At 63.6% G+C, this 14,303-nt stretch carries 10 protein-coding genes and 1 pseudogene; 8 read left to right on the forward strand and 3 right to left on the reverse strand.

Features of this window, described 5'->3' with window-relative positions:
* Positions 1-23: 23 nt before the first annotated feature.
* On the reverse strand, positions 24-956 hold the full coding sequence (locus tag KWO_RS15340) for an AraC-like ligand-binding domain-containing protein (RefSeq protein ID WP_010380561.1): 933 nt from the start codon (positions 954-956) through the stop codon (positions 24-26).
* Positions 957-1,516: 560 nt separating this feature from the next.
* Here KWO_RS15340 and KWO_RS15345 point away from each other — a divergent pair.
* The 7 genes and pseudogenes from KWO_RS15345 to katG all read left to right on the forward strand — a co-directional run bounded on the left by KWO_RS15345 (position 1,517) and on the right by katG (position 11,049).
* Entirely contained in the window at positions 1,517-2,326 is an 810-nt protein-coding gene (locus tag KWO_RS15345) for an alpha/beta hydrolase (protein WP_010380562.1), read from the forward strand.
* Positions 2,327-2,389: 63 nt separating this feature from the next.
* Positions 2,390-3,190: pseudogene (locus tag KWO_RS15350) on the forward strand (SDR family NAD(P)-dependent oxidoreductase).
* Between the two features lie 63 nt (positions 3,191-3,253).
* Positions 3,254-4,063, forward strand: coding sequence for an SDR family NAD(P)-dependent oxidoreductase (locus KWO_RS15360; protein WP_010380565.1), 810 nt, complete (start codon positions 3,254-3,256; stop codon positions 4,061-4,063).
* Positions 4,064-4,366: 303 nt separating this feature from the next.
* Positions 4,367-4,837 (forward strand): diguanylate cyclase, encoded by a 471-nt coding sequence (locus KWO_RS23590; RefSeq protein WP_407831903.1) that lies wholly within the window; start codon positions 4,367-4,369, stop codon positions 4,835-4,837.
* Positions 4,838-4,936: 99 nt separating this feature from the next.
* Complete coding sequence (mutS, locus tag KWO_RS15370) at positions 4,937-7,528, forward strand: DNA mismatch repair protein MutS (protein WP_017113032.1); 2,592 nt, start codon at positions 4,937-4,939, stop codon at positions 7,526-7,528.
* A gap of 226 nt (positions 7,529-7,754) precedes the next feature.
* The gene (locus KWO_RS15375; protein WP_010380572.1) at positions 7,755-8,369 is read left to right on the forward strand and encodes a DUF937 domain-containing protein; all 615 of its coding nucleotides are present in this window, start codon (positions 7,755-7,757) and stop codon (positions 8,367-8,369) included.
* 433 nt (positions 8,370-8,802) lie between these two features.
* Positions 8,803-11,049 (forward strand): catalase/peroxidase HPI, encoded by a 2,247-nt coding sequence (gene katG / locus KWO_RS15380; RefSeq protein WP_010365923.1) that lies wholly within the window; start codon positions 8,803-8,805, stop codon positions 11,047-11,049.
* A gap of 111 nt (positions 11,050-11,160) precedes the next feature.
* Here katG and KWO_RS15385 read toward each other — a convergent pair whose 3' ends face one another.
* A complete protein-coding gene (locus KWO_RS15385; protein WP_010365921.1) occupies positions 11,161-11,568 on the reverse strand; it encodes an RNA-binding S4 domain-containing protein in 408 nt (135 codons plus the stop codon).
* Between the two features lie 340 nt (positions 11,569-11,908).
* On the opposite strand from KWO_RS15385, the gene KWO_RS15390 reads away from it, so the two are divergent.
* Complete coding sequence (locus KWO_RS15390; protein WP_017113033.1) at positions 11,909-13,402, forward strand: MATE family efflux transporter; 1,494 nt, start codon at positions 11,909-11,911, stop codon at positions 13,400-13,402.
* A 483-nt stretch (positions 13,403-13,885) separates the two neighbouring features.
* Here the strand turns inward: KWO_RS15390 and rplS are convergent, their stop codons facing one another.
* On the reverse strand, positions 13,886-14,293 hold the full coding sequence (gene rplS / locus KWO_RS15395; protein WP_005989873.1) for a 50S ribosomal protein L19: 408 nt from the start codon (positions 14,291-14,293) through the stop codon (positions 13,886-13,888).
* Between the last annotated feature and the right edge of the window lie 10 nt (positions 14,294-14,303).

Raw genomic sequence — 14,303 nt, forward strand, 5'->3', positions numbered from 1 at the left:
CGTCGCGGCCCCCATTCATCGAATCACGGGGTGTCACGCAAAGCCCGTGGCGAGCAACCAAAGTGGCTTTTAAAAATGCGATTGAAGCTACTGACATTCTTGAAGCCGTGGCTGTAAGCGATATCGCTGATTTTCTGCCGAACTTGAGACCCGCTCTCTATGTCCGACCGACAGCGCTCGAGCCGGCGCAAGCGCATCCAGCGCGCTACAGACGTTCCTTCGCGCTCGAACAACTTGTTGAGATAACGGACACTCACGTAATGCGCCTGCGCGATGACCTCTGGCGTTAACATTTCATCGTCGAGGTGATTTTCGATGAAGCCCTGTACCCGTCGGAGAGTGGAAGAAGCGTAGCGACTCTGGCTCGCTTGAGGCGCATCTGGATTGGGCAAGGCAAGGGCCAAGCCAAGGAGATCCAGCAGGTGATTGGCCATGCGGTTTGCCTCGGCCGGGCGGAGCTGATGCGCCTCGTCCAGCGCCGCGCGCAGCATGCTGCTTGCGACATGGCCAACGCCGCAGCCACCGTCGATGCGCTGGGCGAGAACCTCGGTGGCTACAGCCAGCCTGCCTTCGAGGCGATGCCTGGGCACGCCCATCCACAGAGCGTCGAATCCCCGCGACACCTCAATGGCGTACTCGCGACTACTATCGAAGATGGCCATATCTCCGGGCCTCAAAAACGCCTGGCTGGAGCCTTGACTTAGGGTCACACTGCCGCTGATCAGCAACGCAATGGCGAAGTCGTTCTTTGTCGATGCTTGAATCAATCGCTGGGAACGCACGGCGCGGTGAGCACCCCCGCGCGTGATGGCGGGGATGAACGTCATCTCCCCGAAGGGGTAGCGATACATGCGCCCGATCGGCGGATCTGCCTCGAGCTGCTCCACTTCGAGCTCGACGAAGATGGGGCCAAGCGAGGCCGCCCAAGCGGCAGAGTCGCCGCTCACCGGGATCATTTCGTCCGAACGCCTTGGTGCGCGCGACCTCACTAGAAGCTCCCAGCTGAACTCGCCGGGATCGTGAAGGGTTCGAAGCTTCCAGTCAATTTGCTTGCGGCTGCCAGTTCCTAAATTGCAAATACAAGGGGCCTTCAGTGCAAAGACATGACGTCGGCAAGCAGACATGCTTGCCCGCATCGAAGCAAACCGCCGCGCGGCCGGGTCAGATAGAGGAAGCCGTCTCTTCCTGGGGCACCTTTCGCCCGGAGCGTTTAGGGAGAGGAACAGAGAATGAAAAAAAGGACCACGGACTCGCAACTCGACGTTCGCCGCGTGCTCGGGCGAACGCGCCAGATAGCCTTTTGATCGGTCGGCAGGCCACACAGGCGCACAGACGTATAACCGCAGCCTTAGCGCTGCACCGCCAGCTTCATGAGGAAACTGATTATGTCATCGGCATATGCAACGGGGACTTACGAGCGGACTGATATTGCCTTCAGGACAGACGACGGCATCACGCTGCGCGGCTGGCACTTTCTTCCCGCATCGGTGAAAAGGGGCCGCAGCCGCTGATCACCATGCACCATGGCTTCAGTGCGGTGAAGGAAGGCTATCCGGAGCACTTCTTCGAAGAGTACTTTGCCGCGGCCGGCTTCGGCGTGTTGACTTACGACCCGCGGAGCCTGGGAGAGAGCGGCGGACGTATTCGGCAGGAAATCGATCCCTTCCTGCAAATCGCCGATTTCCGGGACGCCATTTCCTTTGCGCTGACGCTGCCGGGCGTCGACCCTGAATGCGTCGGTGTATGGAGCGCCAGCTATGGCGGCGGAACTGCCGTACAAGCGCTGGCGATGGACCATCGCGTGCATTGCCTGGTCAGCACCGTACCGTTCCTCAGCGGAGGCGCCATCTGGAACACGCTGCCCGCCGAAGTACGCCAGAACATGTTGCGAATGTTCGAAACCGACCGCAGGCAACGGGCCGCCGGCCAAGCGCCGCAAACGGTCGCCATTGTGGCCGAAGATCCTGCCCGTACCCCATGCATTCTTCCCACGAAGAACTCCTGGGAATGGTGCATGCGCGTTGCGGCAGCCGCACCGAACTGGAGGAATGAAGTCACTGTTCGCAGCCTGGAATCCCAGTTCTGCTTCGAGCCGATGGCATATATCAGCAGGATCACGCCTAGGTCGTTCCTTCTGATCGGCGCCGAGAACGATGACCTGATCCCCGTCGCCCTGACGCGGGAAGCCTTCGAACGCGCGCGCTGCCCGGACAAGGAACTCATCGTTTTTCCTTGCGGTCATTACTCGTGCTACGACGATTACTTCTTCCAAACCGCGAAGGCTTCACTGGGCTGGTTCGACAGGCATCTCCGTCCCGCAGTCTGAAGGACGAAGCGGGTGCGCCCCTTTGTTTCTAACACTTGAACCCTGCGGTCGAGGAACCAAGCGATGCGCGCATTGGACGGAAAAGTTGCGATCGTCACCGGAGCGACTACCGGGATTGGGCGCGGCATCGCGGTTGCGCTTGCGCGGGCCGGCGCCAAGATTGTTGTCGGCGACATCATTCGGCTGCCCAGGGAAGGAAGCTATGACGAGCGACCGGACCTGACGACAGCAGAGCTCATCGCCGAAATCGGCGGAAGCGCGACCTTCGCGGAGTGCGATGTCACCCAGTCTACGGCGCTATCGGGCGCTGTGGATGCCGCGGTGTCTTTGTTTGGCCGCCTCGACATCATGGTCAACAACGCTGGCATCTTTACCCGACTGGAGACCATCATCGAACAGTCCGAAGAGGACTATGAACTGACCATGGCGGTCAACGCCAAGAGTGTCTGGTTGGGCTGTAAATTCGCCTTGCGTCAGATGATGCGGCAGGAGCCGCTGCCCGGCCGTTCCCGCGGGCGCGTGATCAACATTGCTTCGGCGGCTGGCGTTTCCGGCCTGCCGCTGGAGCCAGCCTACTGTGCATCCAAGGGCGCCGTGCTTGCGCTAACGCGTCAACTGGCCGTCGACTTCGGACCGCACGGGATCGGGGTGAACGCGATCATGCCCGGCCCCATTAAAACCGTAATGACCCGCTCCGCGCTGGAGGATCCGGAGACCGCCGCGCGGTTCCGCTAGGCGACGCCGTTCTCGCGTCTGGGCACGGCCGGCGACATTGCTGCGGCAGCGGCGTTCCTGGCAGGGGACGAGGCGGAGTTCATCAATGGCGCCGCCATCGCGATCGACGGGGGCGCGACCGCGCGTTGAGGAGGGCAAGGCGCCGCTGCGTGCCTCGCTGAAAACCAAATTCGCAAAACGAAGGAAAGAACAATGAGCGGTTCGCTGGATGGAAAGGTGGCGATCGTAACTGGAGCCACGACGGGAATCGGCCGTGGCATCGCGGTGGCCTTCGCGCGCGCCGGCGCCCAGGTTGTCGTCGGCGACATCATCAGAATGCCTAGGCCAGAGAGCTTCGACGAACGCCCCGACCTGTCGACCGCCGACCTGATCGCGGAGATCGGCGGCAGTGCGATTTTCGTCGACTACGATGTGACAAGGCGCGAAGCAGCACAAGCCGCCATTGAAGCCGCCTTGGCGTTTTTCGGTCGCCTGGACATCATGGTCAACAACGCCGGGATCGGCATTGTAGGCAAGCGCTTCCACGAATTCTCCGACGCCGATTTCGACAGGACCATCGACGTCAATATCAAGGGCATGTGGTTCGGCATGCAGGAGGCGGCCAAGCATTTCATCTCCGCGGGCGGAGGATCGATCATCAACATGCTTTCGACCGCTGCGATCAGGCAGCCTCCCATGCAAGCGATCTACAACATGTCGAAGGCTGCCGCCGCGCAGATGACCCGGTCCGCTGCGCTCGAGTACGGCAGATACAACATTCGGGTGAACGGCATATGCCCGACAATGGTGAAGACCTCGCTCACGCGCGAGCTCACCGATAACGCGCCGCTGATGAATTACATTGTCGGCACCATTGCCCTCGGCCGTTTTGCCGAAGTTTCCGACGTCGCGCATGTCGCGACCTTCTTCGCCAGCGATGCGGCGGCCTTCCTTTCCGGAGTCCTGCTTCCCGTCGATGGCGCCGAAAACCCGCCGCTGTACATGCTGGGCGACGCGCCGTGAGGCGAACCGGACCGCGCCGATCTTCGGCGGGAGGGCGCTTGTAGGGCGATATCACCTTGCTTGGCGAGATGGCATTTGCAGCTAAAGGCGCAACATCTATAACGCCGCACCCGCGTGAAGACGAGCCTGCGACTGGCGCATGCAGCGCGCGACACCCATGGCCCGCGGTGATACGGCCACCGACACCTGGCCGCCGCCATCAGGAACAGGCGCAAGGCACCGACAATCTACGAACGGACCGACCGGCAGTACAACCGCGGTTTCCTGGCCGATGCCATCGAGCGCCTGCCGACCGGCGGCAGGCTGGGCCTGGCGGTGCTCGATTTCGACTTCAAGCGCCTCAATGACGCCCATGGCCATCGTGTCGGCAACCGCGCTCTGCCGATCGTCTCGGCGGTCCTGAAGCGCAACGCCCACGCCGCGGACATTGCCGCGCGCCGGGGCGGCGAGGAACTGCTGGTCGCGTTTCCCGGGATCTTCGCCCAGGCGTTTCTGGCCCTGCAACGGACTGGTCCAGCAGATCCGCGCACGCCCGGGCGACCTGGCCAACAGCGCCTTGCGTCTCACCGTCAGCTTTGGCGGGATTCACATCGAACGCTTCGAGCGCCACGCCTTCGAAAGGGCCTTCTCCGTTGCCGATGCGCTGCCTTAGGAGGCCAAGTGCAGCGGCAAGGAGCGCGCCATGCCAAGCTCCGTGCCCGATGCGCCACCCCTGCCGACGCCGAGCGTGCCGCCGGCGCTGCCGACCGACCGGCCACCTCCTCGATCCACTAAACTTGCCTCCCCCACGGGCGGCCCCGCCGCCCCATGCCCCTGTCGCAGCGGCGGGGCGCCCCATGCGCCCGCCGCCCCGCACGTCCGCACGAAGGCGCCATGACCTCCGAGAAAGTCCCCGAACACACCCCGTTGATGAAGCAATTCTTCGCAGCCAAATCGGATTACCCCGATCTGCTGCTGTTCTTTCGCATGGGCGATTTCTACGAGTTGTTCTACGACGATGCGCGCAAGGCGGCGCGGCTGCTCGACATCACCCTGACCCAGCGCGGCAGCTCCGGCGGTGCGCCGATTCCGATGGCCGGGGTGCCGGTGCATGCGTATGAAGGCTATCTGGCGCGGTTAGTCGCATTGGGCGAATCGGTGGCGATCTGCGAACAGATCGGCGACCCGGCGCTGGCCAAGGGCCTGGTCGAGCGCAAGGTGGTACGCATCGTCACGCCGGGCACGGTCACCGACGAGGCGCTACTGGACGAGCGCCGCGACACGTTATTGATGGCGATTTCGCGCAGCAAACAAGGTTACGGCCTGGCCTGGGCCGATCTGGCCGGCGGGCGCTTCTTGGTCAACGAAGTGGACAGCGTGGATGCGCTGGAAGCAGAAATCGCGCGTCTGGAACCGGCCGAGCTGCTGGTGCCCGACGAAGACAACTGGCCGGAATTCCTGCGTGGGCGCATTGGCGTGCGGCGTCGGCCGCCGTGGTTGTTCGATGCCGACAGCGGCCGACGTCAGCTGTTGGCGTTCTTCAAACTGCACGATCTGTCCGGCTTCGGCATCGACGACAAACCCTGCGCCACGGCCGCCGCCGGCGCATTGCTCGGGTATGTCGAAGAAACCCAGAAACAGCGCTTGCCGCATCTGACCTCGATCGCGATGGAAGTGGCGAGCGAGGCGATCTCGATGAACGCGGCCACGCGCCGGCATCTGGAGCTGGACACGCGCGTGGATGGCGACACCCGCAACACCTTGCTCGGTGTGCTGGACAGCACGGTCACGCCGATGGGCGGGCGTTTGCTGCGCCGTTGGCTGCACCGTCCATTGCGCCTGCGCGATGTGCTGGTGCAGCGTCATCATGCGGTCGGCACCTTGATCGATGCCGGTGCCGATGCAGACCTGCGCGAGGCCTTCCGTGCGCTCGGCGATCTGGAACGCATCCTCACCCGCGTGGCGTTGCGTTCGGCGCGACCGCGCGATTTTTCCACCTTGCGCGATGGCCTGGCGCTGTTGCCGAAGGTCCGCACGATCCTTGCACCGTTGGATTCGCCGCGCCTGCAGAAACTGCATGCCGAACTCGGCGAGCACGATGCCACCGCACATTTGTTGATCAGCGCGGTGGCCGAGATGCCGCCGCTCAAGCTCAGCGACGGCGGCGTCATCGCCACCGGTTATGACGCCGATCTGGATGAGCTGCGCCGCCTGTCCACCAATGCCGATCAATTCCTGATCGACCTGGAACAACGCGAGCGCGCCAGCAGCGGCATTGCCACGCTCAAGGTTGGCTACAACCGCGTGCACGGCTACTACATCGAGATCAGCAAGGGCCAAGCCGAAAAAGCCCCGTTGCACTACAGCCGCCGGCAGACGTTGACTAATGCCGAGCGCTACATCACCGAAGAACTCAAGAGCTTTGAAGACAAGGTGCTGTCCGCACGCGAACGTTCGCTATCTCGTGAAAAACTGCTGTACGAAGGTCTGCTCGACGCGCTCGGCACCGAACTGGAAGGCCTCAAGCGCTGCGCGGGTGCACTCAGCGAACTGGATGTATTGGCCGGCTTTGCCGAGCGCGCGCAGGCGCTGGACTGGTCGCAGCCAGAGCTAGATAGCGCGCCCTGCCTGCGCATCGAACGCGGCCGTCACCCGGTGGTGGAAGCGGTGCGCGACCAACCGTTCGAGCCCAACGATCTGGACCTGCACAGCGACCGCCGCATGCTGGTGATCACCGGCCCGAACATGGGCGGTAAATCGACCTACATGCGCCAGAACGCGTTGATCGTGTTGCTGGCGCATATCGGCAGTTACGTGCCTGCCAGCCGTGCAGTAATCGGGCCGATCGACCGCATCCTCACCCGCATCGGCGCCGGCGACGACCTGGCGCGCGGGCAATCCACCTTCATGGTGGAAATGGCCGAAACCAGCTACATCCTGCATCACGCCACGCCGCAATCGCTGGTGCTGATGGACGAGATCGGCCGCGGCACATCCACTTACGATGGCCTGGCACTGGCCGATGCCGTCGCGCGTCATCTGGCGCATACCAATCGCTGCTACACCCTGTTTGCCACGCATTATTTCGAGCTCACCGCACTGGCGGACGAATCGCATGCCGGTGGCGCCAGCGGTATCGCCAACGTGCATCTGGATGCGGTCGAACACGGCGAGCGCCTGGTGTTCATGCACGCCGTGAAAGATGGCCCGGCCAATCGCAGTTTCGGTCTACAAGTGGCCGCGCTGGCTGGCCTGCCCAAGGCCGCAGTGACGCAGGCGCGCCGGCGGCTGGTGGAGCTGGAACAACGTGGCGGCGAAAGCCACAGCGCGCAGATGGCGCCCACCGCGCTGGATGCGCCGCAACAGTTCGGGCTATTCACCGCGCCCTCCTCCGCTGCGCAGGAGGCGTTGCAGGCGTTGGACCCGGATGAGCTCACACCGAAGCAGGCGTTGGAGGCGCTGTATCGGTTGAAGGCGTTGCTGTGAGGGCTGGGATTGGGGATTGGGGATTGGGGATTGGGGAATCGGGAATCGTAAGAGAGTAGCTGCATGACTGAGGCTTGCAGCGCTTGCGGACGCAGTGCGCTACAGGAACTGGTGGTCGTCCGGAGTACGGTGCGCACCGACTGATGCGCCGCAATGCCGCGTGGATTGCTCTGTCGGCGCCTGGGGTGCACCCTGCCGCAACGTTCGTCCAACAGGAAAACCCACGATGACCACATCCGCTTCGTTGACCGATCAACTTGCCGCGCAACTGCAGGGTCCGCAGCTGCAGCAACTCGCCGGCCGCTTGGGCATTGCGCCAGAGCAGGCGCAGTCGGCGGTGCAGACCGCGCTGCCGCTGCTGATGGGCGCGCTGGGCCGCAATAGCCAGCAGGCCGGCGGCACCGATGCGTTGCTCGGCGCGCTGCAACGCGACCATGCCGCCAGCCCGGACATCGGCAGCCTGCTTGGTTCGCTGCTCGGTGGCTCGGCCAGTGGTGCACAGGACAACGGTGCCGGCATCGTCGGCCATCTGTTCGGCGACAAGGCGCCGCAGGCCGCTGCAGGTCTGGGCCAGGCCACCGGGCTGGAAACCAGCAAGGCCAGCCAGTTGTTGCAGCTACTCGCTCCGATCGTGATGGCGTATCTGGCCAAGCGCTTTCTGGGCGGCGATGCCGCAGCCATTCGCCAACTCGGCCCTGCGCTGGCGCAAGAACATCAGCAGGTGCGCAGCAACCCCGGTGCCGACGGCCTGCTGACCAGCCTGCTGGACCAGGACGGCGACGGGCAACTGGGTCTAGGCGATGTCATGAAGCTGGGCGGCAGCCTGTTCGGCAAACGCTGAGTCGTTGGCCTGATCCACGGCCCTCCATTGCAGGTGCCCAATGACCGCCTGCAACGCCGATACAACGAGCGCGCGGCACGCTGGTCAGGCCAGGCACCGCCGTGCTATCCATAGCGGCACACTATCGATATGGTTGAATAATTCGAATTCACCAAATGATCGATGCTCTTTATCGTGTGCCAACGCCACTGTGATGAGTCCGCCTGATGCGTGTGTTTGCGATCCCTGCCAACTCGCCGTCCCCTATTCCGAGCCATCCAGCCAGGCGCTAGCATCGGCGAACGCAGCAGCCACGTCAGATCGGCATCGCGCGCACCTGCCCCATTCCCGATGACCCAGCTTTAAGCACTGCTCGCCACTTCGATTCCACCAGCACGTGCCTGCAACATTCAGCACGCAGCTCCCCAAGTGCTCACGCACACAGGTAAACGCCATGACCACCGAAGCAAAGTGCCCGTTCAACCACGCCGTCGTCGGTACCGGAACCACCAATCGCGATTGGTGGCCCAAGCAGTTGCGCGTGGACCTGCTCAACCAGCATTCGAGCAAGTCCAATCCGCTGGACCAGTCGTTCAAGTATGCCGAAGCGTTCAAGCGGCTCGATCTGCAGGCGCTCAAGCGGGATCTGCATGCGTTGATGACCGACTCGCAGGACTGGTGGCCGGCCGACTTTGGCCATTACGGCCCGTTGTTCGTGCGCATGGCCTGGCATAGCGCCGGTACCTACCGCATCGGCGATGGACGTGGCGGCGGCGGACGTGGGCAGCAGCGCTTCGCGCCGCTCAACAGCTGGCCGGACAATGTCAGCCTGGACAAGGCGCGCCGCCTGCTGTGGCCGATCAAGCAGAAGTACGGCCAGGCCATTTCCTGGGCCGACCTGATGATTCTCACCGGCAACGTCGCGCTGGAGTCGATGGGCTTCAAGACCTTCGGGTTTGCCGGCGGCCGCGAAGACACCTGGGAGCCGGATCAGGATCTGTACTGGGGCCGCGAAACCAAGTGGCTGGGCGGCGACGAGCGCTATTCGCGCGGTTCGCCAGGCGTGGACGAAGCGCACGGCGTGCTGGTGAAGGACGACGACAGCCAGGTGCCGCACACCCGCGACCTGGAGAACCCGCTGGCCGCCGTGCAGATGGGCCTGATCTACGTCAATCCGGAAGGTCCGGACGGTAACCCCGACCCGATCGCCTCCGCGCGCGACATCCGCGACACCTTCGCGCGCATGGCCATGAACGACGAAGAGACCGTGGCGCTGATCGCCGGTGGCCACACCTTCGGCAAGACCCACGGTGCCGGCCCGGCCGACAACGTCGGCGCCGAGCCGGAAGCCGGCGAGCTGGAAAGCCAGGGCTTCGGTTGGCATAACCGCTACGGCAGCGGCAAGGGTGCCGACACGATCACCAGCGGCCTGGAAGTCACCTGGACCACCACGCCGGCGCAGTGGAGCAACGACTACTTCGACCATCTGTTCGGCTTCGAGTGGGAGCTGAGCAAGAGCCCGGCCGGCGCGCACCAGTGGGTGGCCAAGAATGCCGACGCCATCATTCCCGATGCGTACGATGCCTCCAAGAAGCATCGCCCGACGATGCTGACCACCGATCTGGCGCTGCGCTTCGACCCGGCATATGAAGCCATTTCGCGTCGTTTCCATCAGCACCCGGAGCAGTTTGCCGACGCGTTCGCACGCGCCTGGTTCAAGCTCACCCACCGCGACATGGGCCCGCGTTCGCGCTACCTGGGCGCGGACGTGCCTGCGGAAGAGTTGGTGTGGCAAGACCCGTTGCCGGCGCTCGATCACGCATTGGTCGATGCGCAGGACGCAGCTGCGCTCAAGCAGACCATCGTGGCCTCGGGCCTGAGCGTGGCGCAGTTGGTGTCCACTGCGTGGGCGTCGGCCTCCACGTTCCGCGGCTCGGACAAGCGCGGCGGCGCCAACGGTGCACGCATCCGCCTGGCCCCGCAGAAAGATTGGCAGGCCAATCAGCCCGAACAATTGGCCAAGGTGCTCGCCACGCTGGAACGCATCCAGGCCGACTTCAACGCCGCGCAATCGGGCGGCAAGAAAATCTCGCTGGCCGATCTCATCGTGCTGGCTGGTAATGCGGCCGTTGAACACGCAGCGCAGGCCGCCGGCCACAGCGTCACCGTGCCGTTTGCACCCGGCCGCACCGATGCGTCGCAGGAACAGACCGATGTGGAATCCTTCGCCGTGCTCGAACCGGTGGCCGATGGCTTCCGCAACTTCGCCAAGCGCCGCTACGCCGTGCCGGCCGAAGCGCTGTTGATCGACAAGGCGCAGCTGCTCACCCTCACCGCACCGGAGTTGACCGTATTGGTCGGCGGCTTGCGCGTGCTGGGCGCCAATGTCGGCGACTCCAAGAACGGCGTGTTCACCAGCCGCCCCGGTGTGTTGAGCAACGACTTCTTCGCCAACCTGCTGGACATGCGCACCGAATGGAAGGCCACCTCGGAGGCGAAGGATCTGTACGAAGGTCGCGATCGCAGCACCGGCGAACATCGGTGGACCGGCACGCGTGTGGATCTGGTGTTCGGCTCCAACTCCATCCTGCGTGCGGTGGCCGAGGTTTACGCCAGCGCTGACGCACAGGAGAAGTTCGTGCACGACTTCGTCGCCGCCTGGACCAAGGTGATGCAGCTGGACCGTTTCGATCTGGCGTAAGCATCTTCACTCACATGCATCTGCACGACGCGTGTGAGTAAGCACCACAACACAAACGCCCTGGGTGACCAGGGCGTTTGTGTTTGCAAGGTTTGCCAACCGCGCTACGCGCTACAACGCGTCGATATCGCCCAGTGCAGTGATCAGCCGGCGCGCGCGTTTGTCCGGTTTGCCCTCGGGCGCACGATAGCCCGTGCGCTCGGCTGCGCGCTGCAGGCGCCATTGCGCGCGGGCCTCGCGTGAGCCATCGCTTTCAACGTAAAGCGCCTGTGCCGCGGGTGCCGGGCCGCGTACATCGCTGAGCGCGGCAACGGTGATCTCGAAGATTTCGCCGCCGCTGTCAATACGCAACTGTTCACCGCTGCGCAGCGTGCGCGATGGCTTGGGGCGCTGACCGGCGACATCTACCTTGCCGGTTTCCACTGCGTTCTTGGCCAGGCTGCGCGTCTTGAAAAAGCGCGCTGCCCACAGCCAGACGTCCAGCCTGACCGTTGTCGCCTGTTCCAGTTCCAGATTCATGCGTCTCGCGGTCTCGTGTGGTGGGCTGGCTCGCACAGCACATCGTGGGATGCGCGCAAGCACTGCGATCTTCCGGAACGCCGGCGTGACTGCCGGCGTGGTCGGCAGCGATGATTTGTGCCAAAACCGATATTTGGGCACTCGCTGCAGAACTCAAGCGGCCAGAACCAGAAGCGTCACCGGGAAGGCGCAGCAACACTGCGATTCCCACTCCAGCCACACCATCCAGACCAAGCGATCCTTGGGCCGGCCCTGTCGCATCGCAGCCGCATGCAGCTTACATCCGAGCTCACCCGCGCAATGCTAGTGTGCGCAGCTTCTGCGCGACGATACGACTGCAATGCCCAAATCCGCTGTCATGACTGAAGGCCCGATCGGCAAGAACCTGCTGTTGTTCGCCCTGCCGATCATGGCCGGCAACATCGCCCAGTCGCTCAACGGCTCGGTCAACGCGATCTGGATCGGCCGCTATCTGGGCGAAGAAGCGATGACCGCGGCGGCCAATGCCAACAGCATCATGTTCTTCCTGATCGGCTCGGTGTTCGGCATCGGCATGGCCTCGACCATCCTGATCGGCCAAGCCATGGGTGCACGTGATATCGCCCAGGCACGCAAGGTGATGGGCACTAGCGCAAGCTTCTTCGGCGGGCTATCGGCCGTGATCGCTGTGCTCGGTTGGTATCTGGCGCCGCACCTGCTTAGCGCGATGGGCACGCCAGCCGCCTCGCAAACGCTGGCAGAAGACTATCTGCGGGTGATCTTCCTGGCGATGCCGACGCTGTATCTTTTCGCCTTCCTGTCGGCTGCATTGCGTGGCACCGGCGACGCACGCACACCGTTCCGTTTCTTGTTGCTGTCGGTGCTGCTGGATATCGTCTTCAACCCGTTGCTGCTGTTTGGCATCGGCCCGTTTCCGGCATTGGGCATTGCCGGTGCGGCCTGGGCCACACTGATCGCGCAGGTCGTCGCACTCGCCGGGCTGCTCATTTATCTGCGCAAAGAACGCCATGTCTTGTGGTTGGGCCGGCGCGACCTGCGCCTGTTTCTCATCGACACCACCATCTTGCGCGCGCTGATCGTCAAAGGCGTGCCGATGGGCTTGCAGATGGTGATGATCTCGCTGTCGATGATCGCCATGCTGTCGCTGGTCAACAGCTTCGGCACCGAAACCGCTGCGGCGTTCGGCGCCGGGCTGCAGCTGTGGAACTACGTGCAAATGCCGGCAATGGCAGTGGGCGCCGCCTGCTCGACCATGGCTGCCCAGAACGTCGGCGCCGGTCTGTGGCCGCGCGTGGATGCCGTCGCGCGCACCGGTATCGCCGCCAACTTTTTGATGACCGGCCTGCTGATCGTGCTGCTGATCGTGTTCGATCGCTGGACCCTGGCCCTGTTTCTGCCTGAAGGCAGCGCCACGCTGGAGGTCGCGCGCCACCTCAACCACATCGCAATCTGGTCCTTCCTGCTGTTCGGTGTCAGCTTCGTGCTCTCGGGTGTGGTGCGCGCCACGGGTGCGGTGATTCCGCCATTGTTGATCCTGGCGTTTTCGCTGTGGGGCGTGCGGGTGCCGCTGGCCAACGTGCTGCTGCCGCATCTGGGAGCCGATGCGGTGTGGTGGAGCTTTCCGATCAACTCCACCTGCTCGATGCTGCTGTCGCTGGCCTATTACCGCTGGGGCGGCTGGCGCAAGGCGCGCATGTTGACCACGCCCACGCATCCGTCCGAACTGGCAGCGGCAGCCGAAGTCCCCGCGCATCCGGCATCACCGGTCGCCGACCCCGCGCCGCTCACCGCCGCACAAGGCATGCAGCGATCACCGCAAGCGCCGCAGCGATAGTCGGCGGTTGTGGCCGGCGTGCGAATGGGGCCGATGGACCTGCAGTTATCTGGGAAGTGCGCTCCCACGCTAAAGCGTGACTAGCCATCCAGCGTCAGCAGCTTAAGACGCACGGCCTTCCAAGCTCGGGTGCGGTGCGGATTTGATCGATGCAAGGAGATCATATTCATCGACGCGATGGATGCAGCTGCAATCTGCCGCCTGACATTGATCCAACCAGGCCAGCAACAACTACATAGCAAGCGAACGTCGATTTGGCGCGCATGCGCTGCTTGAAATCGTCATGGGACCAAGCGCCCCGATCACCACACCGACCAGTCGCTCGCGAACGTGCGGTCGCTTCACCGATTCCGTAAGCGGCAGTCGCTACTCACACGACGCCACTTCAGAACCGCTGGGACATTGACATTGCATTCCCACAAACGCAAACAGCCGCCCGAAGGCGGCTGTTTGGCAGTGGCGGGACAAGCCCGCCAGTGTGACTTACTCAGCCTTGGCAGCAGCCTGGCGAGCAGCTTTGGCCTGTGCAGCAGCGGCCAGATCTTCCTTGATGCGGGCAGCCTTGCCTTCCAGACCACGCAGGTAGTACAGCTTACCGGCGCGCACCTTACCGCGGCGCTTCACTTCGACCGAGTCGATGATGGCGCTGTGGGTCTGGAACACGCGCTCGACGCCGAAGCCGTGCGAGATCTTGCGCACGGTGAAAGCGGAGTTCAGGCCGGCATTCTTGGTACCGATCACGACGCCCTCATAGGCCTGCACGCGCTCGCGGTTGCCTTCCTTCACCTTGACGTTCACCACAACGGTGTCGCCCTGGTTGAATTCCGGCAGCTTGCGCTGGATCTGGGCGGCTTCGAAGTCAGCCAGGATGGTCTTGTTGAGTTTGCTCATGATGGGCACC

The sequence above is a fragment of the Xanthomonas vasicola pv. musacearum NCPPB 4379 genome, from assembly GCF_000277895.2.
Classification (GTDB): domain Bacteria; phylum Pseudomonadota; class Gammaproteobacteria; order Xanthomonadales; family Xanthomonadaceae; genus Xanthomonas; species Xanthomonas vasicola.

Excerpts from the sequence above, each read along its gene's own strand:
- KWO_RS15340 (WP_010380561.1), bottom strand. The coding sequence starts at position 956 with ATGATCCCGGTGAGCGGCGACTCTGCCGCTTGGGCGGCCTCGCTTGGC.
- KWO_RS15345 (WP_010380562.1), top strand. The coding sequence starts at position 1,517 with ATGCACCATGGCTTCAGTGCGGTGAAGGAAGGCTATCCGGAGCACTTC.
- KWO_RS15360 (WP_010380565.1), top strand. The coding sequence starts at position 3,254 with ATGAGCGGTTCGCTGGATGGAAAGGTGGCGATCGTAACTGGAGCCACG.
- mutS (WP_017113032.1), top strand. The coding sequence starts at position 4,937 with ATGACCTCCGAGAAAGTCCCCGAACACACCCCGTTGATGAAGCAATTC.
- KWO_RS15375 (WP_010380572.1), top strand. The coding sequence starts at position 7,755 with ATGACCACATCCGCTTCGTTGACCGATCAACTTGCCGCGCAACTGCAG.
- katG (WP_010365923.1), top strand. The coding sequence starts at position 8,803 with ATGACCACCGAAGCAAAGTGCCCGTTCAACCACGCCGTCGTCGGTACC.
- KWO_RS15385 (WP_010365921.1), bottom strand. The coding sequence starts at position 11,568 with ATGAATCTGGAACTGGAACAGGCGACAACGGTCAGGCTGGACGTCTGG.
- KWO_RS15390 (WP_017113033.1), top strand. The coding sequence starts at position 11,909 with ATGCCCAAATCCGCTGTCATGACTGAAGGCCCGATCGGCAAGAACCTG.
- rplS (WP_005989873.1), bottom strand. The coding sequence starts at position 14,293 with ATGAGCAAACTCAACAAGACCATCCTGGCTGACTTCGAAGCCGCCCAG.